This is a genomic window from Rhodobacteraceae bacterium S2214 (assembly GCA_025141675.1).
GTDB lineage: Bacteria > Pseudomonadota > Alphaproteobacteria > Rhodobacterales > Rhodobacteraceae > Yoonia.
In genome coordinates this window covers 738,893-760,414 of record CP081161.1, presented here as the reverse complement: position 1 = coordinate 760,414, position 21,522 = coordinate 738,893, and the positions used below count along the sequence as shown (strand labels likewise).

The following is a 21,522-nucleotide window of genomic DNA, read 5'->3' as shown; positions in this document are numbered from 1 at the left end:
CATGTCCCAAATCCTGATCATTTGGCGCGACCCGGTCTTACGCATGATCGGGGCGGCGACGATGCTGTTTGGCGTCTTTGCGGCCTCATTCGAGCCGTACAAATCCCTGCTTGGTATTTCAGTGTTCGGCCTATCCGACGCGGCCTATGCCGTCGTCTTGGTGGCGTCCCTTGCGATATCTGTTGCTGCCGCAATTTGGGTCGGGATCATTACGGACCAACGACCGAGCCGAAAACCGATGGCCTTATTAGCCGGGCTTGGCACGGTCACAGGCACTGGGCTGGGCTGGATCGGTGATAGCCAGCTTGCATTTGTGATCGCCCACGTTGTGTTACTGCCCATATCCGCCACGATCCTCGGTCAGCTATTCGCGATTACGCGACTTTATACCGCTGATTGGCCAACCGCCGAACGGGACGGCGTGACATCTGTCATTCGGGCGTTGTTTGCCGTGCCTTTCGTGGTTGTTCTGCCCGCTTGGGGCATCATTTTCGACTGGGGCGTTCCCTTAACGGCACTTTACCCTGCGCTATTCGCAGTCAGCTTGTGGTTCATTACCTTGATCTGGTTGCGTTGGCCCGATGATGCGGATGCGCCATGGATCGAACAGAAATCGGGCCTCGGGTTCTTGGCCTCTGTCAAAGAACTGCTCGCGGGTCGGATCGTGTGGCCTATTTTCTGGATGGGAGCAATCCATTCGGGATCAACCCTGATGGGCGTCATCCTCGCGTTGGTCTTCACGCAAACAGACGGGCGAACAACTGGCGACGTCGGCATCTTCTTTGGTCTGTTTGTTGCGTTGGAGATTGTCGTGATGCTTTGCGTTGGCATGTTGGCGCAACGGTTCCGTCGATTGCATATCATCGCGGCTGGTGGTGTCTTTTACGCGATCTTCATGGCACTGCTGCCGGTGCTTGCGCCTTACAACACGGTCTGGCTGTTGATCCTGCCAATCGCAATCGGGGGCGGGCTGCTTTACGGATTGTCGATCAGCTATCTGCAAGATTTGCTGGGTGCACGCGCGGGTGCTGGATCATCGCTGGTGGCCTTGCAACGATTGGTGTCCGAAGGTTTGGCCGCAGTGATTTTCGCAGTCGGGGCCGCGATCAGTGGTTACACATTGGCGGCGTTCATGGGGGCTGCGATGATCATTCTCGGGACAATCATGCTATTGTATCTCGATCGCGCGCAACGCAGCTAGTGATCCATAAATCCAGGACCGGCCTTCGCAAGCAGCTTTGCAGCCATTTCACGACCAAGGGCAGCACCATCTTCGATAGGCGCAGTCGCGTCGTCGTTCAGAACCTCTGATCCATCTGGACGCAGGATTTCACCGCGTAGGCGCAATGTGCCCCCGTCAAGATCGGCCAAAGCACCAATTGGCGTTTCACACGATCCATCCAGCGCCTCAAGAAACGCACGTTCGGCCGCTAACCGTTGACCGGTAGGCGTGTCATGCAACGCGGCCAGCATTTCAGCCGCGCGGTTGTCGTCGCCACGCCGTTCAATCCCGATGGCACCTTGGGCGACGGCGGGCAGCATATCTTCAGGCGCAATGGCTGTCTTCGGCACGTCATCCATGTGCAAACGGTTGAGGCCAGCCATCGCAAGAAACGTCGCTTCTGCCACACCATCACCCAGCTTTTTCAGGCGCGTTTGAACGTTCCCGCGGAACTCAACGACATTCAGGTCAGGACGGCGGGCCAGCAATTGCGCACGACGGCGCAATGAAGACGTGCCGACAGTGGCACCCTGCGCCAAACCCGCCAAACCAGTACAGCTGTTCGAAATAAACGCATCGCGGACATCTTCGCGCGGCAGATATGTGTCCAATACCAACCCATCAGGCTGCAAAACAGGCATGTCTTTCATCGAATGCACAGCGATATCAATCGACCCGTCAAGCAGGGCCTCTTCGATCTCTTTGGTGAAAAGACCTTTGCCGCCGATCTCCTTCAAAGCCCGATCCTGGATGATGTCACCCGTCACTTTGATCACGCAAATTTCAAATGCAGCTTCCGGCAAATCAAATGCCGTCATCAAGCGCTTGCGCGTCTCGTACGCTTGCGCCAAAGCAAGCGGTGAACCACGGGTTCCGATGTTGAAAGGCTGGGCGGGGGTCGGCAAATTCAATGTCATAAACGTTGTGTAGACCTGTCAACTTAGCCTGACAACTCCCTTGACATCAGCGGCCCGAGTTGGGACCAAAAAGAAGATCAAAAGGACGCCTTTTATGACCAAACAAAAAACCATCCTGCGTGCATTGGCAGGCGAAACACTTGAGACGCCGCCGATCTGGATGATGCGCCAAGCAGGACGGTATTTGCCGGAATATCGGGCGACGCGGGCGCAGGCCGGTGACTTCCTATCGCTATGTTATAATTCGGAATTGGCGGCAGAGGTCACATTGCAGCCGATCCGGCGCTACGGCTTTGATGCGTCCATCCTGTTTGCTGATATTTTGCTTTTACCTCAAGCACTTGGCGCTGATCTGTGGTTTGTCACCGGCGAAGGACCACGCCTATCCACAATCACCGATCCATCCGGTTTGGCAAAGCTGAAACCAGCAGATGCGATCCACGAACATCTGGCGCCGATCTACGAAACTGTGCGCATCCTGTCGCGCGAATTGCCGTCTGAGACAACCCTGATCGGTTTCGCCGGCGCACCGTGGACCGTTGCGACATACATGATCGCGGGCAAAGGCACGCCAGATCAAGGACCAGCACACGCACTGAAAGACAGTGACAAAGCGACGTTCGAAGGCATCATCGACCTGCTGACCGCATCCACTATCGAATACCTTTCGATGCAAATCGACGCAGGTGCCGAAGTTGTGAAGCTTTTTGATAGCTGGGCCGGATCGTTGCAGGGGGATGATTTCGTCAATTACGCGATCAAACCGACGCAAAAGATCATCGCAGCGCTCAAGGCACGCCACCCAGATGTTCCGATTATCGCGTTCCCACGCGGCGCAGGCGAACGTTACGTTGGTCTGCACGCAGCGACCGGCGCAGATTGCATTGCGGTGGATGACGGCGTGACGGCAGAATGGGCAGCGGCAAACCTGCAAACAGGCGGTTGTACCCAAGGTAACCTGAAATCGTCGCATATGGTGACGGGAGGTCAGGACCTAATCGACGAAGTCAAACGGATCAAAAAGGCTTTCGCGAACGGGCCGCACATCTTCAACCTCGGTCATGGGATCACACCAGATGCGGATCCTGAGAACGTGCAGTTGATGATTGATACCCTACGGGCGTCATAGAACCGCCGCATTGAAACGCAAAATCGGGACCACAAAAATGAGGTCCCGATATGCTTGCCGCACTCCGCCGTATCTTTTTGCGCATTCGCCTGATCATCGGCGGTATCAGATCCGCATTATACGGTATCGTCGTTGTCGCGGTCACATGGATCATCGTGTTACCGCCGTCCCAATCCGAAATTGCGCGCCTCGATCTGCCTGTAAATGCAACGGTCGAGGCAGAAGGTCTGCGGCACTACCGGATGGCAAAGCTTTTGCTATTGGTCGCGTCCGAAAAAACCTTTGAACGGATCGCGGCACGGTCAGGCTCTGGCGTTTCAGGCAGTGAATTCCAACTCGCCGTGCAAATCGCAGCCAATGGCGCGCCAATCCAAAACACGTCGCAGCCTGAACACACGGGCGCCAAACGGATCAGCGCACGCGTGAACTAGCTTCTTTTGGTCCTAAATATCTCGGGGGTTTGGGGGCTGGCCCCCAATCCGATCATCCGCAAAAAAGCGCCTTTGGATCAAACCCACTTAGCCAATGGCGGCAGGCTCATCAAAACGGCATCCGCGTCATGCCCTGTCGCCAGGCCGAACTTTGTCCCGCGATCATAGACGAGGTTGTATTCGGCGTAGAGCCCCCGATGCACCAATTGTGCATCCTTATCGGCCTCTGACCACACCGTGTCGCGCCGCTTTTCAATCAACGGCACATAGGCCGGTAAGAACGCCCGACCAATATCTTGGGTCAGCGCAAAATCCTTGGCCCAGTCGCCCGTGTTGCGATCATCCATAAAGATGCCGCCCACGCCCCGCGCACGTTTCCGGTGCGGAATGTAGAAATATTCGTCCGCCCATTCTTTCAACGACGGGTACAAATCAGTGCCGTGCGGATCAAGGTGATCCTTTTGGGTGGCATGAAAATGCGCTGTGTCTTCGTCGTATTCCAAGCAAGGGTTCAAATCAGAACCGCCGCCAAACCACCACGCATGTGGGGTCCAGAACATCCGCGTGTTCATATGCACCGCTGGGGCGTGCGGGTTTTGCATATGCGCGACCAACGAAATGCCTGATGCCCAAAACCGCGGATCAGTGTCCATGCCGGGCACACCACGGGCGGCCATCGCTTTTTGCGCAGCTTCACCCAATGTGCCGTAAACCGTTGAAACGTTGACGCCGACTTTTTCAAACACGCGCCCACCGCGCATCACGGACATCAGGCCACCGCCTGCGTCGCCACCATCATCGGCAGTCCGCTTTGTTTCCTTCACCTCGAATCGGCCCGCAAGCATATCCGCCGTTGGCCCGGACGCCAGTGTGTCTTCCAAATTCTCAAAGGATGCGACGATATCGTCGCGCAATGTCCGAAACCATGCCGCAGCGGTTTCTTTTTCGGTAATCATCTCGTCTGACATGCATCTTCCTTTGGTCTGATATTGCATAACATTCTGTGCTATACCATGTCATGAAGCGGACCACAGACCCTTGATACAGATCAACCCCTGTGGACGGAAAACGAAGGAAATACTAATGCGTGCCGCCCTTTTTATTGTTCCGCTGTTGCTAACCGCTTGCGCGACCCCGCGCGAAGCCTGTCTGGACGAAGTGAACCGCGAAGTCCGCGTTCTTGATGCGCTGATCGCCGAAACGCGCGCCAATCTGTCGCGCGGGTTTGCAGTTGAGGAACGGCAAGACGTGCGCACCCGCCGTGCCAATTGCGTCGGCAAGAATGAAGACGGCACGAAGTTCAGCTTCCGTTGTGACAAGACAGAAACGCGGACGCGGACTGTCCCGATCGCGATTGATCTGAATGCGGAACGGGCCAAGCTGACATCGCTTGAACAGCGTCAGATGCAGAACATCTCGAACGCACAAGCAGGGATCGCGCAGTGTATCGCGCGTTTCCCTGAATAAATCGCTTAGTGTGCAGACACCGCTGCCGGATCAATCAGGGTCCGGCCACCGTCAACCGTGATGACTTGACCGGTCACGAAACCGGCAGCATCTGACGCCAAATACTGCACCGCATCCGCGACTTCATTCGGGCTGGCGATCCGGTGCAATGGTGTGTTGTCCACAATCGCGTCGCGCATTTCGTCATGTTCGCGCAACGTGCCTTTCAGGCTCGCACTCATCACCGACCCGAACGCTACCGCGTTCACACGAATGCGTTTCGACGCAAGCGCCACGGCCATTGACCGCGTCATTTGATCAAGGGCAGCTGAACTCACCGAATACGCCAGCAAATCAGGATGTGTTCGCCGCGCGGCAATAGAGCTGAGGTTCACGATAGACCCGACATAAGCATCATCGTCGGCGTCTTTCGCTTGTTTGATCATCCGGCGGGCGACAGCTTGGGTCAAACGCAGGGCCGTCATCAGGTTCTGATCGATCAAGTCTTCAACCGACGTGTCATCCACGCTTAGCGGATCAGACAACAATACCTGCCGCGACGCGTTCACAAGGATATCGACACGTTCGAAAGAATCGATTGTCGCTGACAACAGGTTCGCAATCGTCAGTTTTTGGCGCAGGTCGCCCGCAAAGATGCGCGCATTGCTATCATCATCGGCATAATCGCTAATTTCAGCTTTCAGACGTTCTTCGTCCATATCGGCAAAGACGACGTTTGCGCCTTTCATTAGGAAATGTTTCCCAATTGCGAGGCCAACACCATTTGCGGCCCCCGTCACAATCGCGGTTTTGCCTTCAATCGAAAAGGACATGGGTTTAACTCCGTCAGGCCCGACAGGCCATCAATCAGCGCAACGGGCGCGTGGCATGGAAAACTTTGAACGCGTTATTCTGCGCGATCTTCTCAACATTACGAAACGCATCACTCAACGCCTGTTCATAGGGCAAATGACGATTCGCGACCATCCAAAGTTTACCGTGGCCCGCCAACATCTTGGCGGCCGACGCGATAAAGGCACGGCCCAGCGATGGATCAGCGTTGCGACCGATGTGAAACGGCGGGTTCATGATGATGCCGGCATAGGCCTTTTCCGGACGATAGGTGGTCGCATCTTCCCACAGGAAATTCACACGGTCATCGCTGACATTTTGGCGGGCGCAATCAAGCGACAGCGCCTCTGCTTCAATTAAATCAAGCGTTTGCACACCGTCGCGCTGCAACACAGGTCCAGCAAGATACCCCCAACCGGCACCCAAATCGGCCATATGCGCGGGCAGCTTGGGTGGCAGGTTCGCGACCAATAGTTCCGACCCCGCATCGACCGCGCCGTCCGAAAACACGCCAGCGGTGGTCACATAACCATGGTCACCTTTTGCAGGCGCAGGTGCGGCCCAATCGGCAAAAGCGTCCGTGGCTTCGAACCAAAAGATGCGGCCGTGATTCTTGGTGATCGACGGCAAATCGCCCAGAATTTTGCGGCACGCCTTAAAAAGGCTGTCGATTCCATCGGTCTTGTTACCATCAACAACGATTAACTTCGCACGAGCAACGGCCTCTGCGATCATGGATTTCGCCAAGGCTTTGGACCGTGGCACAACAACAATAGCGGTTTCAGCTTCGGAAAACGCGGAAGTCACCGGGTAGCCCGCATTAGACCACCCCGCCGCATCCGGCTTAAACGTGTGTTGGATCGTCACGCGGTCCTGCGGTAGATCGTTGACGTCATAGTTCAGCGGCGGACGCATCAGACAAACGTGACCGTCAGGCAGCGACAGCGCCCCTTCGGTAAGGGCGGTGGACAGGCGGGAATATGCGGACATGTGCGGGTGGACTAACGGCGGACCGTTATTCCTTCTCCATTGTGCATTGCAGTGGATGTTGGTGGCGTTGGGCGAAATCCATCACCTGTGCGACCTTCGTTTCTGCAATCTCGTGACTATAAACACCCACAACGGCGAGGCCCTTCTTATGGACCGTCAACATCAATTCAAATGATTGGGCGTGAGACATCCCAAAGAACCGTTCCAGTACCATCACAACAAATTCCATCGGCGTGAAATCGTCGTTCAGGATCATCACCTTATAAAGCGGCGGGCGCTTTGTCTTTGGTTTCACGTCCAAAGCGACGCCGACATCACTGTCGTCGTTGTCTTTGCGATCGGCCATCATTGTGATGTTGCTCAGCATGCTGGGGGTAATTCCTACGGGCGTTGCGATTGACCTTCTATATAAGACAGGTGGCTAGCAAGAAAACCCCACACATCGGCAAAAATCCGACAAGCCTGACGCAGCGTAGCCGAAGCATGATCTAGCTTGTTGAGGACGATCTAGATGTTTTGCAGCCAAACCCCACTAAATATGGCGGTGTGGCAGGATTCACACCACGGAAGTCTTTGAAAACAGAATGTTTACCGTTTCAGATTCGCTGTGTTAGCTTCGCTGTAATCAATAAGGTCACCGCGTCAAAAAGTGGGGCCACGAGGCAGTTTTAATAGTGAGGCAAACGACGTGGCAAGTCGTCTAAAGCAGTGCGCCTATGGCGTAACACTCTTCTTATTCTCCGTTTTGGTCACCGTAATTGCACCTGTGCAATCGGCAGCGGCCCCATATGCGGCGATGGTCATGGATGCACGCACAGGCGAGGTTTTGCATTCACGCAACGCCGACACGCGCCTGCACCCTGCATCCCTGACCAAAATGATGACGCTCTATATTGCGTTCCAAGCGATCCAGCGCGGTGAAATCACGCTGGATACAGAGGTCCGGATCACATCCAACGCTGCATCAGAACCGCCGTCAAAGTTGGGCCTGCGTAGCGGTCAAACGATCAAACTGCGGTATTTGCTCCGCGCTGCTGCTGTGAAATCCGCCAACGATGCGGCCACAGCAATTGGTGAAGCGATCTCTGGTTCCGAATCTGCGTTTGCCACGCGGATGAACCGGACGGCTGCCGCGATGGGCATGACCAACACCACGTTCAAAAACGCACACGGCCTGACGCAAAGCGGGCACATGTCTACTGCACGCGACATGTCCGTCCTTGGCCGTCACGTGATTTATGACTTCCCACAGTATTATAATCTTTTTTCCCGTATTAGCGCCGATGCTGGTGTCGCCCGTGTGGCCCACACCAACCGTCGTTTCCTGAACGCCTACGAAGGTGCCGACGGGATCAAAACAGGCTACACTCGCGCGGCTGGTTTCAACCTTGTCGCGTCTGCGCAGCGTGGCCAAGAACGCATCATCGCGACTGTGTTTGGTGGGTCTTCCACGGCGGCACGGAACGCGCGCATCACCGAACTGATGGACATGGGTTTCCAGCGCGCACCATCCAACGTCCGCGTCAATGAACCGACGCCACCTGCCGCGAACACGCTTGTGTCCAGCAATGGGACGGCAGCGACCAACGGCGGTTCCGGCAAAACGATCCGTGTCACGGGTTTGGTCCAAGCCAGCCTGCGTCCGCAATCACGCCCCGCCGCAGATGCGCCGCAGCTTGATGTGAATACCGACCTGATCGCCAGCCTTCTGGCCGAAACCGTCGACACCGATTCCATCGACACCGCATTGTCCGAAGCATTGGGCGACGCGGTCCTGACGGAAAGCGCGTTCGAGGCCACGCCAAACGCCGAAGCAGGCGAAGTACTCTCCGCCCCTGCCCCGCAGGCCCGCCCTGCAGAATTGATCACCGCGTCGGTTCAAGGCCCAGCACAAGAAGTCCAAGCAGCACCCGAAGTCGTGACACGCATTTCCACATCTGGCGGCCGCCATTGGGGCGTGAACGTCGGGAGGTATCCATCACGTTATGCAGCAGAACGCGTGTTGCTGAAGGTCGCATTGAACGAAATGACAACGCTGGACGGATCATTGCGCCGCGTCGTGCAACGCTCTGGCGGGTTCGACGCGAACTTCATGGGTTTGACCCGCGAAGGTGCTGATCTGGCCTGTCGTCGCCTACAGGCACGCGGCACGTCATGCTTCATGATCGGGTCCGACAGCTAATATTGAACACGAATTGAAAAGGGCGTCGCGAAGTATCGCGGCGCCCTTTTTCTATGTGAAAGTCGCGTTTCGTGTGGATGAACGGCGGTTAAATTGCACGCCCCTCGAACGCTGCCGCCATCAACGCACGCGTGTAATCCGTTTGCGGCGCATCAAAAATCGCGTCCGCATCACCTGCTTCAACCACATCGCCCTGCTTCATCACCATCACCTTGTGGGACAACGCGCGGACGACTTTCAAGTCATGCGAAATAAACAGGTAAGCCAGTTGGTATTTCTGTTGCAGATTGCGCAGCAGTTCGACGATCTGAACCTGCACAGTCATATCAAGCGCTGATGTCGGTTCGTCCAGCACCAGCAGCTTCGGACGCAGAATCATCGCCCGCGCAATTGCGATACGCTGGCGTTGGCCGCCGGAAAATTCATGCGGGTAGCGATCCATTAATGCCGGATCGAGCCCGACTTCTGTCATGATCTCTGCCACCATTTCGCGACGGTCCCGTGTCGGGTCTATCTCGTGAATCGTTAGCCCTTCGGCGATGATCTGGGCGACAGTCATACGCGGCGACAAGGACCCGTAGGGGTCTTGGAACACGATCTGCATGTCTGTCCGCAGCGGTCGCATCTGTTTCTGGTTCAACCCGTCGATGCGTTCGCCTTGGAACGTAATCGCCCCTTCGGACCGGATCAGGCGCATGATCGCAAGCGCCAGCGTCGTTTTGCCAGAACCAGATTCGCCGACGACGCCCACTGTCTCCCCTGCCCTAACGGTCAAGGTCGCGTCGTTCACCGCTTTGATATGTCCCACAGTGCGCTTCAGCAGACCGCGATGGATCGGGAACCAGATTTTCGCGGAGTCCGTTTCCAGCACCACAGGCGCATCCGCGGGAACCGGCAACGGCGTACCGGTCGATTCTGCCGCGAGCAGCATTTGCGTGTAAGGGTGCTGCGGATTGGCAAAGATTTCAGCCGTCGGACCCGTTTCGACAATTTCACCATCCTTCATCACGCAAACACGATCCGCGATTTTGCGGACAATCGTCAGGTCGTGGGTGATGAACAGCAGCGACATCTGCTTGCGTTCTTTCAACTCTGCCAGCAGGTCCAAAATCTGGGCTTGGATCGTGACATCAAGCGCCGTTGTCGGTTCATCCGCGATCAGCAATTCGGGATCATTCGCCAGCGCCATTGCGATCATCACACGTTGCCGTTGGCCGCCAGACAACTGGTGCGGATACGCGCCAAGCCTGCTTTCCGCGTCGCGAATGCCCACTTGGTTCAACAACTGCACAATCTTGTTCGTAACTGCAGCGCCGCGCAGCCCCTGGTGCAGTTCTATCGATTCCGCCAGCTGCTTTTCCAACGTGTGCAGCGGGTTCAGCGACGTCATCGGTTCTTGGAAAATGAAGCTAATGTCATTGCCGCGCACACGGCGCAGATCAGCCTCGGGCGCGTCGACCATTTGGGTGCCATCATAGGCAATCGACCCGTCGACATGCGCGCTATCGCCCAGCAATTGCACCGTCGACAGTGCTGTTACGGATTTACCGGACCCGGATTCACCGACCAGCGCAACCGTCTCGCCCTTATGCACCTGAAACGACACATCGCGCACAGCATGGGTCGTTTCCCCATCCTGCCGGAACCGGACATTTAGCTTTTTGACATCAAGCAGCAGGCTCATGAGAACGTCTTTCGCGGATCAAACGCGTCGCGGACGCCTTCAAAGATGAACACCAGCAAGGACAGCATCACGGCAAAGGTGATGAATGCGGTGAAGCCAAGCCATGGGGCCTGTAGGTTCTGTTTTGCTTGCAAGGTCAGCTCCCCCAACGACGGGGCGGACGACGGCAAGCCGAAACCGAGGAAGTCGAGCGATGCGAGACCGCCAATCGCCCCCGTCACAAGGAACGGCAGCATCGTGACCGTCGCGACCATCGCGTTGGGCAACATGTGGCGGAACATGATCGTGCGGTCAGATACGCCAAGCGCCTTGGCCGCGCGGACATATTCGAAATTACGCGCGCGCAGGAATTCGGCCCGCACAAGGCCCACCAAAGCAGGCCAGCCAAAGAGTATGGTTAAGAACACAAGCAGCCAGAAACTTCGCCCCACAATCGCGAAGACGATGATGATCACATAGAGCGACGGCATCCCCGTCCAAATCTCGATGAACCGCTGGAAGATCAGATCGGTCCAACCACCGAAATAGCCCTGCACGGCCCCCGCAAGAATGCCGATCAACGACGACCCGATGGTCACGATACCCGCAAACAAAATCGATAGGCGGAACCCATAGATGATCCTAGCTGCCACATCGCGTTTGGTATCGTCTGTACCCAAAATATTGTTGCCCCTCTGATCGGCAGGAAGAAGGACAGGGATTCGAGAAGCCCATCTAGCTATCCTGCCTCTCGGCCTATCGGCGTCAGCGATCTCAGGTCTTGCAATCACATTTGGTGCTGCGGGCGCAGCACCAGGACGATCAACGATCGTGTTGTAAGAATAGGGAATAATCGGCCAGATGGTCCAACCTTTCTGGAACCCTTCGATATCAACGTCACCGCCGCTTTCCACCGTTTCAAGCAGCCCTTCGGGATCATCGAAGCAATCCTCCAGCCCGCCCGTCGCGATCAGGCATTTCACCTCGACGTCGCCGTAAACAGCCTCCGTCGGGAAATCGCCGCCGTAGTCACGTTCCGAATAGAACGACACAATCGGCATCCGCAGTTCGCCGCGATACGACACAAGGATCGGTTTATCGTTGGCGATCAACTCCGCGAACAACGATAGCACAAACAGTACTGTGAATATCCACAGCGACCAGACCGCACGTCTGTTGCGTTGAAAATTGCGCCAGCGGCGTTGGTTCAGCGGCGACAGCCACATGCGTTTCGGTTTTGGGGTCACTTGCATTTCCATCAGCCGCGCCCCTCGAAATCAATGCGTGGGTCGATGAAGACATAGGTGATGTCCGTCAAAATCCCTACGACAAGGCCCATCAACGAGAACGCAAACAACGTACCAAAGACCACAGGATAATCGCGGGCGACAGCAGCCTCGAACCCGAGCCTGCCAAGGCCGTCCAGAGAGAATAGCGTTTCAATGATCAACGATCCGCCAAAGAACACCGAAATGAACAGCGCCGGAAAGCCCGAGATCACAATCAGCATCGCGTTGCGGAACACGTGGCCGTACAGGACTTTCTTTTCAGACAGGCCTTTGGCCTTCGCCGTTGTCACATACTGCTTCTTAATCTCGTCCAAAAAGCTGTTCTTCGTCAGCAACGTCAGGGTCGCGAATGCCGAAATGGTCGAGGCAAGAACCGGCAACGTAATGTGCCAGAAATAATCCAGCACCTTCCCGATCATCGACAGTTCCTCAAAATTGGCAGAGGTCAAACCGCGTAACGGGAACAACCGATAATAGGACCCGCCCGCGAACAAAACGATCAGCAAGATCGCGAACAAAAAGCCGGGGATCGCATAGGCCACAACGATAGTCGCCGACGTGATCGTATCGAACCGCGACCCGTCGCGCACCGCCTTTTTAATCCCTAAGGGGATCGACACCGCATAGGCAATCAAAGTGGACCACAGGCCAAGCGTGATCGACACCGGCATTTTTTCCAAAATCAGATCAACAACGGAAATCGACCTAAAATAGCTCTCGCCGAAATCGAAACGGATATAGTTCCACATCATGTTCAGGAACCGTTCCAACGGGGGTTTATCAAACCCGAACTGGCGTTCGAGATCTTCAATGAAATCCTTGGAAAGACCGCTCGACCCCGGATAGGCGCTGTCTTCTTGCGCGCCCACATCGGCATCCGCATTCCCACCGGCGATGGATTCGAACACGTCACCGCCGCCTTCCATGCGGGCAATAATCGTCTCGATCGGGCCACCGGGCACGAACTGGGTCAAACCGAAATTCAGGATCATGATCCCCAGCAAAGTGGGAATCACAAGTAACAGCCTGCGAAGGATATACGCGCCCATGGGGTCTTCCTCTTGGGCTGCTTAACGCAGCGCGCCGGCCGTTTTCAGGGCCTGATATTTTTCGTCGTTGAACCACCAATAGTCGAGATGGCCAAGACCAAATTCGGGCAGGTTTTCAGGGTGCTCGAACATATCGAAATACGCGACCCAGTTTTTGCCAAGATACCAAACAGGCACAATGAAATATTCGTGACGCATAATCCGGTCGGCGGCACGCACAAGAGCTGCCATTTCATCGTAGTCTTCGGCAGCAGCAATCTGGTCGCCCAGTTCATCAATCGCTTCGGAACAGTAACCGGCAGGATTGAACACGTCTTCTTTGTCTTCACAGCCGTATTTCTGGCTAAAGCCGGTGCCTTCTTGCAGACCATTGACCCAATAACCAAAGATCATCTCGAAATCGTTGTCTTGGGTGCGGGCCTGGTATTGCGCGGGATCGACACGGTTGTAGGTCACGTTCACGCCAAGGCGTTTCAGGTTTTCGATATACGGGTTGATGATCCGGTCAAAACTTTGGCGGGTCTCAAGAAATTCCACATCCAACGTATTGCCGTCCGCATCGATTAGCAGACCGTCATCGCCAGTGGTGTATCCGGCTTCTTCCATCAGTGCCAAAGCGGCACGCAGATTGCCACGATCCAGCGGGCGATCGCCTGACGTATGGGGCAACACAGCCTCTGTTGTCAGGATTTCGGGATCAATCTTGTCGCCAAGGGATTCCAGAATTTCCAGCTCACGACCTTCGGGCAGACCCGCAGCCTTGAGCCGGTCATTTTCCCAGAAACTTTCCCGTTGTTGGAACAGCCCGTACTGCAGATTGTCGTTGGTCCATGTGAAGTTATAGACCAACCCAATCGCTTGCCGCACGCGGCGATCAGCGAACTTTGGATCACGCAAGTTGAACACAAAACCCGTCGCGGCAGGCAAAGTGCCATCTTCCAGTTCTTTACGCGTCACCCATTCATTTTCAATCGCTGGGAAATCATAGGATGTGGCCCAGTTGATCGAACTGTTTTCACGACGGAATGTGAATTCACCCGCTTTAAACGCCTCAAACGCGGCAGAGGTATCAGCGAAATATTCGATACGGATACTATCAAAGTTGCCCCGACCTACGTTGATCGGCAGGTCCTTGCCCCAATAGTCGGGGTTACGTTCGTAAATGATCTGACGACCCGGATCGATAGATCCGGTCATGTATTCAGATGTGCCCGGTGACACCTCTAGGCTCGATTGGTCCAAACGTGCGCCCGTTTCTTCGAACCATGCTTTTTGCATCACCAATGCGTTCGCCATCTGGCCAATCCGGCCACGAGCGGGCGCATCTTCAGCAAACGTGAATTTCACGGTGTAGTCATCCAAGGCTTCGTAGGATTCGACCAAAGCCGTAATCCCCTGCTGGAACGACGGAGTCGATTGGGTACGCATCAGTTCATGTGTGAAGATCACGTCGGCTGCCGTCATCGGCTTGCCGTCCGAAAATGTAACGTCCTTGCGCAGATTGAAGATCACGTAAGAATTGTCATCCGGATATTCGAGCGTCTCGCACACCAAACAATAGTATGTGCCAACTTCGTCTGACGTCGTTGTCATCAAACGTTCCCACACAGCCGACGCAAGGGCGCCCGGCGTTCCTTCCAGCGTGGCGAACGGGTTCATGCTGTCGAACGTGCCGCTGGACGATACCGAAATTTCACCCCCCAATGGCGCGTCGGGATTTACGTAATCAAGATGGGCGAAATCGGCAGGATATTTGATGTCGCCGTATTCGTTATACGCATGGCTTACGGTCACATGCCCGTCAGCAAACGCCTGCCCCGCAAGCAACGACATGCCCACCAATATCGCAGTTCCCGACATCCACATCGCAGTTTTGGCGCGTGTGTCTTGTTTGGTACGGGCTACAGCACGATTTTGGTGGCGATTTTGCATCTTGTTCTCCCAAGGGGTGTCGAAACGTAACTTTGTTATCAAAGCTAACCGGACGGTCCAAACAATCAAGTTGAGAATGCGTGAACTCGGCGTGAACGGACCGTTTCCAATCACTTAGACACAAAAAAGCCGCCCCATGTGACATGGGACGGCTTTGATTAGGTCATAACTGGCGATGATTATTCGCTCAGTGTCGCGAGATATGCGATCAGGTTGGCGCGATCTTCGATCTTGCGCATCCCGTTGTAGTTCATCGCTGTACCTGGTGCGTAGCCTTTCGGGCTTTCCAAGAATGCGTTCAGGTTCTCAGGTGTCCATGTTTCGGCCACAGCAACCAGCGCACCGGAATAACCAAACCCGTCAACACCGCCAACAGCACGATCAACAACACCGTTCAGGTGCGGACCAACGCCGTCTGTGCCGTCAACCTTGTGACAGGCAGAACACGGGCGAAACGCGCCTTCACCAGCGGCTGCATCCGCAGCTGCGAAAACTTCTTCAAATGGGGGACCAGCAGGTACGTCTTCTGCAGCGTCGCCGCCTTCAACGGGAATCACATATGCTTGGTCGTGGCCGTCGCCGTGACCGCCCCCACCGCTGTGATAGATCGTCTCAGCAACCCAACCGCCAAGCAAAAAGGCAAGAAATGTGCCACAGATGCCGCCGATGGCTTTTGTCATAGTCATTGTGTCGAACATGTCGCGTTCCAATTCGTTCGCAGTTTTGCGGGTATGTATCCGCTTCCTTACCTCGGTTGCAAGGTATAGTGCCGCGACCAATTGCCCTTTTTGGGTATCATGTGTCGGGAGGTGTTAAGAATGAGTGGCAAAATCGCATTTCAGGGCGAACTTGGCGCATATGGGCATCAGGCCTGTGCCGACACGTGTCCGGACTATGACCCGCTGCCCTGCCCCACATTCACCTCTGCGATTGAAGCTGTGCGCAACGGCGACGCTGAACTGGGTATGATTGCTGTAGAAAATTCAACGTATGGCCGCGTTGCCGACGTTCATTCGCTGCTTCCCGAAAGCGGTTTGCACATCGTGGATGAGGCATTCGTACGCGTTCACATCAACCTTCTGGGGCAAAAGGGTGCGCAGCTGTCTGAAATTACCCACGCCCACGGCCACGTTGTGATTTTGCCGCAATGCGCCGGATTTCTGACGGAACACACGATTCGCGGTGTCGTCAGTTCAGACAACGCCAAGGCCGCGCGCGACGTAGCTGAAGGCAATGATTCTTCGCAAGGCGCGCTTGCCTCTGAAATGGCGGCCCAAATTTATGGTCTCGACGTGCTTGCACGCAATATCGAAGATCAGGACAACAACACCACCCGCTTCATCGTGATGGCCCGCGACATAAATCGCGCGCGCCGGGGCGATCACGGCATGATGACCAGCCTCGTCTTCCGTGTGCGCAACATTCCGGCGTCTTTGTTCAAGGCAATGGGCGGGTTCGCGACCAATGGCGTGAACATGACTAAGTTGGAAAGCTACATGGTCGGCGGCACGTTCCAAGCGACGCAGTTCTACGCAGAAATCGAAGGGCATCCAGACGACGAAAACGTCAAACTGGCGTTGGAAGAACTGGACTACTTCACGGATATGGTCCGACTGATGGGAGTCTACCCCCGCGCATCGCAGCGTCAGTCATCGTAAGTCAAAACGTCAAGACCCCATGAATTAAGGGCTAGGTGCTACGTTTGTAGTCTTCGGCGATACCTGCGACCTGTTCATTTACCCGACGTGAAAAACGACGGTTCAGGTTGGACTTGGCCAGTTTCAAGGACTGCAAAAGCAGACGGGCTGACAACGACTTAGCGCTCATGTCGACCGTCACCGCCACACGTGTCGTCTTGGGTGACAAGGCAATCAGGTTCACAACTGTCGCACTGTTAAGACCAGTCGCCACGGTATCGATCTCTAGCTCGTTGGGCGCATCGATATTTGTGACGGTTGCACGCAGATTGCGATCCTTGCTTCTGAAGGTAAATGCCACATCCCATGCCGATCCGACACGCACGGGCCCCGCGCCATCCACGCGCGTCACCTGAGCCCCACGACGCAACGCCTGCCGTTCATAGCCATCAAAGTTCGTCACTTTGCTGAATACAAAATCAATTGGCGCTTCGATGTCTTTATGCGTCGAAAAGTTCATTATTCATCCCATTGTTAGTCAGATCGCTTCCGCACACGACAGTCCCGAATCGTCCGTTCCTAATCCAGCGTATTCGATAGCCAATTGTCCAAAAGGAAATGCGCAATCGCGCCTTTACGCGCTGGTTTCATAACCGGGTGTTGCCCTGCAAAAACAATATGCATGTCCGCGCGGCTGATCCACATCGCATCTTCCAGTTCTTCCACATCGACCGTGATATCGTCGTCCAAAGCTTCGCCCATGCACCCGAACATCAAAGACGCAGGGAAAGGCCATGGTTGCGACGCCAAATAGGACACAGCACCGACGGTGATGCCGCTTTCCTCCATCACCTCGCGCCTGACAGCGGCTTCCAATGTTTCACCAGGTTCGACAAAACCAGCAAGCAGCGAATACATCCCTTCGGGCCAACCCGGGGATCGCCCGACCAAGACGCTATCGCCGCGCGTGATCAGCATAATTACGACCGGATCGGTGCGTGGAAAATGGGATCGCGCACACGCTGGGCAATTGCGTTGCCACCCGCCCATCGCAAAATCGCTCAGGTGCCCACATGTGCTGCAGAACCGATGGGATGCATGCCACCCGAAAATCGCACGGGCCGTTGCTGCCAATTCCGCATCACGGGGCGACAGATGCGTCATGATCGCGCGTAATTCCGCAAAGACAGCCGTGTCTTTTATAGTTGGATGCGCCTGTTCCGACGGGTCCAAAAATGTATCAAGGGTGGTGTCATCAAACGCTTCGGGTTCCCAAGCGCTGATGTCGATCGCAAACACGGGTGTGCCGTTGTCGCGCCCCAGATAGACATGCTCAGCGCTTGCGTCAGCGACAATGTCATGGTCAACTTCAACCGTAACGAGCTTTGAATGGTCTATTGTGACCATCGGTTTACCCCGCCACAGCACAATTAAGCGTACTGTTGGATCAAGCCAAAGCGATTGCACATCTTTGCGTTCATGAGCGGCCCGATCCAAACCGGACCCACCGAACGTTACTGTCTCTGCATGTTTCATAGATGTCGCAGTGTCACGTAATGCCAAAAATTTCAATTCTCTACGGGAACAATTCTGCCCGCCAATTCGTAGGACACCGAATACAACCCAAAGGCGCAGAAAATGACCCTCGCACCCCAGCGGATCGAGATAGATGAGTCGGCAACTGATCAATTCAGTCCGATCGTAAAGCTACGGCTGCTGCAGACAACAGATCTGCACATGCACATTTTGCCGTATGATTACAAAACGTTGCGCCCGACACCCCAACGCGGCCTTGCAAACCTCGTGGGTGAAATCGGCGCTTTGCGCCAAGACGGCATTCCAACGCTGCTGTTTGACACTGGTGACTTTTTGCAGGGCAGCCCGCTTGCCGATGCCGCAATGCAAGGACCATCATCGGACATCCATCCCATCGCAGACGCATTCAACACGCTGAAATATGACGCCGTTGTCCTTGGAAACCATGATTTCGACTATGGCGTTGAACCGCTGTCCGAGACGATCAAGCAGATCGATTGCCCCGTTTTATCCGCCAACGTCAGCACAAACGACGATAAGACGACCTATCCCAATTCAACAATCATCAACGTTGAAACAGGGCCTAGTCGCCCACCCATTCGTGTCGGTGTCATCGGTCTGACAACGCCAGTCATTTCGCTAACAACAGACGACGGCGCGCCGGCGGTCAGCACCGCAGACCCCGTCAGCACAGCAAGAACCGTTGTGGCCCAGCTCAAGGAACAGAACGCCGATATCATTGTCGCGCTTTGCCACTTCGGTATCGACCCCGACGACCACATCGAAAACGTTGCCGCTGACATCGCTGGCATTGAGGGTGTCGATGTCGTCATGGCGGGGCACACGCATGAAACTTTTCCCTTGGGCACAACGCGCGGCGGCCCGACGATTGATGCACGCAACGGAACAATTTGCGGCAAACCCACGGTTATGTCGGGTGCGTTCGGGCGTTACCTTGGCGTCATTGATCTGGCGCTTGAACGCCGCGCAGATCACGTCGCAATCGTTGATCAAAACACACGCCTTTACAGGCCGACAGAACAGGCTGAACCAAAAGCATTCGCAACGGTTCGCCCCTTGCATGACGCGACGATTACGTCCCTACAGCAAGAAATCGCACGGACGACCCTGCCCCTGTCGACGGCTTTTAGCCTGATCCAGCCTGACCTGACCCAGTATCTGCTGTCATGCGCACGCCAACTGCATATGCAGGACATTCTGAAAGACACGCGCTTTGCCGACTTACCGTTTCTCACAACGGCTGCGCCCTTTTCGACGGGCAGCAGGTCCAACCCGAATGACTTCATTTGCATCCCCCCCGGTCCGATCAAGCGCAGCGACGTGACGGCCATCTATCCGTTCAACAACACGGCAGTCGCCATTCTGCGAAATGGGGCGCAAATCAAAGATTGGCTCGAAGCGTCGGCACTTCTGTACCGCCCCATCCAAAAGGGCCGACAGAATCAGGTTTTGATCGATCCACATGTCCCGCCATATTTCTTCGATACCGTGTTTGGTCTGACCTATCGGATCGACGTCAGCGCCCCGCCGGGTGATCGTATCAGCCAGATTCGCAGGCACGGTGAATTGGTGCGCGACACGGATCACTTTGTGCTGGTGTCCGCGACAAACCGCCTTGAACAGGGACACAATATTCCACCTGACGACATCATCCATGTCGCAAATGAGAACTCGCAAGACGTGCTCATCGCGTCCTTAAAACGGCAGTCACCCGTGACAGTCCCCTGCCCGTTCGTTTGGGATTTCGCACCCTTACCAGATACAACAGCTGTGTTTCGAACCTGTAAAGAGGCCGATGTTTCAAGCACCGACAGGTCATTGGTCGATAACGGTGTCGATGCCGACGGGTTTCGATCCTTCACACTGTCATTCGACGGCTGACCCGCTCTTGCACGATATAAATTACCGCCCTATATAGGCCCTGAGAGGTTGGCGCGGGCAGGTGCCTCGCCAACCTGGTCAGGTCCGGAAGGAAGCAGCCACAACGAGCCCCACTTGGGTCGATGTCCAGCCTCTCACCTACGCGCTCGATTATGCGCGCCAGCGACGAAACCTTTCAGCAAAGGAGGACTTTTATGACTGTTTCATCCTCCGCCCAGACAGGGCAGCGCTGAGCGATCCCGCTTCCCTTGTCGATCCATGTCTACCAATGACGTGTTATGATCTATTGCGAGGGATATCGCTTTGACCACCACCACAACAACACTGGCCGACCTAGGTTGGACCAACTTCTACCAATCCCAAGTCGACATTGACGAAGTCACAACAACGACGCCCGCACGCGTGCGCGGCGTTCACCGCACGCAGATTTCGGTCATTACGACCGAAGGCAAAACCGACCTCACGTTAGAGCCCGGCATGTCGACGTCAGAAATCGCCATTGGCGATTGGGTGCTCTGCGATCCGAAGGCCGCGTTGATGATCCGGCGTCTGGACCGGATATCGACGCTGCAACGCGGGTCCGATTATCAGCACGGTGAACGCCAACTGATCGCGGCAAACATCGACACGCTGTTTATCACCACATCCTGCAACGCGGATTTTAACGTCGCGCGATTGGAACGCTATCTGGCGCTGGCCTACGATGCGGACGTCACGCCTGTGATCCTGCTCACCAAATCGGACCAAACCGACGACGTGCAGCACTACATCGACGAAGCGCAGGCGCTTGGACCCGACCTTGCCGTTGTGGCACTCGATGCGCGCGACGTGACAGAGACGACGAAACTGGCGCCTTGGTGCGGCAAAGGGCAAACCGTGGCGCTTGCCGGTTCCTCCGGCGTTGGCAAAACGACGCTCACCAATGCGCTGACGGGCGAAGACGGGGCCACCCAAGGCATCCGCGAAGACGACGCACGCGGGCGGCACACAACCACGGGCCGCAGTCTGCACGAACTGCCGTCGGGCGGGTGGCTGATCGACACGCCGGGCATGCGCGGGCTTGGGGTCGCTGATGTGGTCGCAGGCATCAACGAAGTGTTTTCCGAGATTTCCGTTCTCGAAAACCAATGTCGCTTCAGGGATTGCAAACACGAAGGCGAACCGGGGTGTGCAGTAACGGCAGCGATTGAAGCAGGTGATGTGACGCCAGACCGGCTCAAACGGTTCCAGAAACTGCGCCGCGAAGATGCCATCGCGACTGAAACAACAGCCCAAGCCCGTCTGCGGAGCAAGAAGTTCACCAAAGGCGTCAAAAAAGCTGTGAAGAAGAAAAAGCGCTAAACGC

At 55.6% G+C, this 21,522-nt stretch carries 20 protein-coding genes and 1 other RNA gene; 9 read left to right on the top strand and 12 right to left on the bottom strand.

Translation table 11 applies throughout. The annotated features are described in order from the left end of the window. The first annotated feature begins 1 nt into the window (after window position 1). Window positions 2-1,201, top strand: a complete 1,200-nt coding sequence (locus tag K3729_03700; protein ID UWQ99908.1) for an MFS transporter — start codon at window positions 2-4, stop codon at window positions 1,199-1,201. Here the strand turns inward: K3729_03700 and hemC are convergent. Continuing rightward, the gene (gene hemC / locus K3729_03695) at window positions 1,198-2,139 is read right to left on the bottom strand and encodes a hydroxymethylbilane synthase (protein UWQ99907.1); all 942 of its coding nucleotides are present in this window, start codon (window positions 2,137-2,139) and stop codon (window positions 1,198-1,200) included. The genes K3729_03700 and hemC overlap by 4 nt on opposite strands. 94 nt (window positions 2,140-2,233) lie before the next feature. Here hemC and hemE point away from each other — a divergent pair, with 94 nt between their 5' ends. Together hemE and K3729_03685 are read left to right on the top strand one after the other, a co-directional pair. After that, a complete protein-coding gene (gene hemE, locus K3729_03690) occupies window positions 2,234-3,268 on the top strand; it encodes a uroporphyrinogen decarboxylase (protein ID UWQ99906.1) in 1,035 nt (344 codons plus the stop codon). A 50-nt stretch (window positions 3,269-3,318) separates the two neighbouring features. Next, window positions 3,319-3,699, top strand: a complete 381-nt coding sequence (locus K3729_03685) for a hypothetical protein (GenBank protein UWQ99905.1) — start codon at window positions 3,319-3,321, stop codon at window positions 3,697-3,699. A 77-nt stretch (window positions 3,700-3,776) separates the two neighbouring features. Here the strand turns inward: K3729_03685 and hemF are convergent, their stop codons facing one another. Then, complete coding sequence (gene hemF, locus K3729_03680) at window positions 3,777-4,667, bottom strand: oxygen-dependent coproporphyrinogen oxidase (GenBank protein UWQ99904.1); 891 nt, start codon at window positions 4,665-4,667, stop codon at window positions 3,777-3,779. 115 nt (window positions 4,668-4,782) lie between these two features. On the opposite strand from hemF, the gene K3729_03675 reads away from it, so the two are divergent. Next, entirely contained in the window at window positions 4,783-5,166 is a 384-nt protein-coding gene (locus K3729_03675; GenBank protein UWQ99903.1) for a hypothetical protein, read from the top strand. 5 nt (window positions 5,167-5,171) lie between these two features. Here K3729_03675 and K3729_03670 read toward each other — a convergent pair whose 3' ends face one another. Genes K3729_03670 through clpS form a run of 3 tightly spaced genes read right to left on the bottom strand, consistent with a single transcriptional unit; the run spans window position 5,172 to window position 7,354 of the window. After that, window positions 5,172-5,978 carry an SDR family oxidoreductase gene (locus K3729_03670; GenBank protein ID UWQ99902.1) on the bottom strand — a complete coding sequence of 269 codons (807 nt, stop codon included), beginning with the start codon at window positions 5,976-5,978 and terminating at the stop codon, window positions 5,172-5,174. Window positions 5,979-6,012: 34 nt separating this feature from the next. Continuing rightward, a complete protein-coding gene (locus K3729_03665; GenBank protein UWQ99901.1) occupies window positions 6,013-6,987 on the bottom strand; it encodes a methyltransferase in 975 nt (324 codons plus the stop codon). 25 nt (window positions 6,988-7,012) lie between these two features. Further along, a complete protein-coding gene (gene clpS / locus K3729_03660; protein ID UWQ99900.1) occupies window positions 7,013-7,354 on the bottom strand; it encodes an ATP-dependent Clp protease adapter ClpS in 342 nt (113 codons plus the stop codon). A 399-nt stretch (window positions 7,355-7,753) separates the two neighbouring features. On the opposite strand from clpS, the gene K3729_03655 reads away from it, so the two are divergent. Further along, the gene (locus tag K3729_03655; protein ID UWR00929.1) at window positions 7,754-9,169 is read left to right on the top strand and encodes a D-alanyl-D-alanine carboxypeptidase; all 1,416 of its coding nucleotides are present in this window, start codon (window positions 7,754-7,756) and stop codon (window positions 9,167-9,169) included. A gap of 88 nt (window positions 9,170-9,257) precedes the next feature. On the opposite strand, the gene K3729_03650 is transcribed toward K3729_03655, so the two are convergent. The 5 genes from K3729_03650 to K3729_03630 all read right to left on the bottom strand — a co-directional run bounded on the left by K3729_03650 (window position 9,258) and on the right by K3729_03630 (window position 15,800). After that, window positions 9,258-10,853 (bottom strand): ABC transporter ATP-binding protein, encoded by a 1,596-nt coding sequence (locus tag K3729_03650; protein ID UWQ99899.1) that lies wholly within the window; start codon window positions 10,851-10,853, stop codon window positions 9,258-9,260. Next, the gene (locus tag K3729_03645) at window positions 10,850-12,091 is read right to left on the bottom strand and encodes an ABC transporter permease (GenBank protein ID UWQ99898.1); all 1,242 of its coding nucleotides are present in this window, start codon (window positions 12,089-12,091) and stop codon (window positions 10,850-10,852) included. The genes K3729_03650 and K3729_03645 overlap by 4 nt, the downstream gene beginning before the upstream one ends. Beyond that, a complete protein-coding gene (locus K3729_03640) occupies window positions 12,091-13,170 on the bottom strand; it encodes a microcin C ABC transporter permease YejB (GenBank protein UWQ99897.1) in 1,080 nt (359 codons plus the stop codon). Before K3729_03640 ends, K3729_03645 begins: the two co-directional genes overlap by 1 nt. A 21-nt stretch (window positions 13,171-13,191) precedes the next feature. Then, window positions 13,192-15,003 carry an extracellular solute-binding protein gene (locus K3729_03635; GenBank protein UWR00928.1) on the bottom strand — a complete coding sequence of 604 codons (1,812 nt, stop codon included), beginning with the start codon at window positions 15,001-15,003 and terminating at the stop codon, window positions 13,192-13,194. A 278-nt stretch (window positions 15,004-15,281) separates the two neighbouring features. Then, window positions 15,282-15,800: a c-type cytochrome gene (locus K3729_03630; protein UWQ99896.1), complete on the bottom strand. Its 519-nt coding sequence runs from the start codon at window positions 15,798-15,800 to the stop codon at window positions 15,282-15,284. 120 nt (window positions 15,801-15,920) lie between these two features. Here K3729_03630 and K3729_03625 point away from each other — a divergent pair, with 120 nt between their 5' ends. After that, window positions 15,921-16,760: a prephenate dehydratase gene (locus K3729_03625; protein UWQ99895.1), complete on the top strand. Its 840-nt coding sequence runs from the start codon at window positions 15,921-15,923 to the stop codon at window positions 16,758-16,760. A gap of 31 nt (window positions 16,761-16,791) precedes the next feature. Here the strand turns inward: K3729_03625 and K3729_03620 are convergent, their stop codons facing one another. Continuing rightward, window positions 16,792-17,259 carry an SRPBCC family protein gene (locus K3729_03620; GenBank protein ID UWQ99894.1) on the bottom strand — a complete coding sequence of 156 codons (468 nt, stop codon included), beginning with the start codon at window positions 17,257-17,259 and terminating at the stop codon, window positions 16,792-16,794. Between the two features lie 59 nt (window positions 17,260-17,318). Continuing rightward, window positions 17,319-18,275, bottom strand: coding sequence for an NAD(+) diphosphatase (gene nudC, locus K3729_03615; GenBank protein ID UWR00927.1), 957 nt, complete (start codon window positions 18,273-18,275; stop codon window positions 17,319-17,321). A 102-nt stretch (window positions 18,276-18,377) separates the two neighbouring features. Here nudC and K3729_03610 point away from each other — a divergent pair, with 102 nt between their 5' ends. The 3 genes from K3729_03610 (at window position 18,378) to rsgA (ending at window position 21,518) form a co-directional block, all read left to right on the top strand. Beyond that, the gene (locus tag K3729_03610; GenBank protein UWQ99893.1) at window positions 18,378-20,177 is read left to right on the top strand and encodes a 5'-nucleotidase C-terminal domain-containing protein; all 1,800 of its coding nucleotides are present in this window, start codon (window positions 18,378-18,380) and stop codon (window positions 20,175-20,177) included. A gap of 41 nt (window positions 20,178-20,218) precedes the next feature. Then, window positions 20,219-20,317, top strand: an RNA gene (gene ffs, locus K3729_03605) — signal recognition particle sRNA small type. Between the two features lie 163 nt (window positions 20,318-20,480). After that, window positions 20,481-21,518, top strand: coding sequence for a ribosome small subunit-dependent GTPase A (rsgA, locus tag K3729_03600; protein ID UWQ99892.1), 1,038 nt, complete (start codon window positions 20,481-20,483; stop codon window positions 21,516-21,518). Window positions 21,519-21,522: the final 4 nt, after the last annotated feature.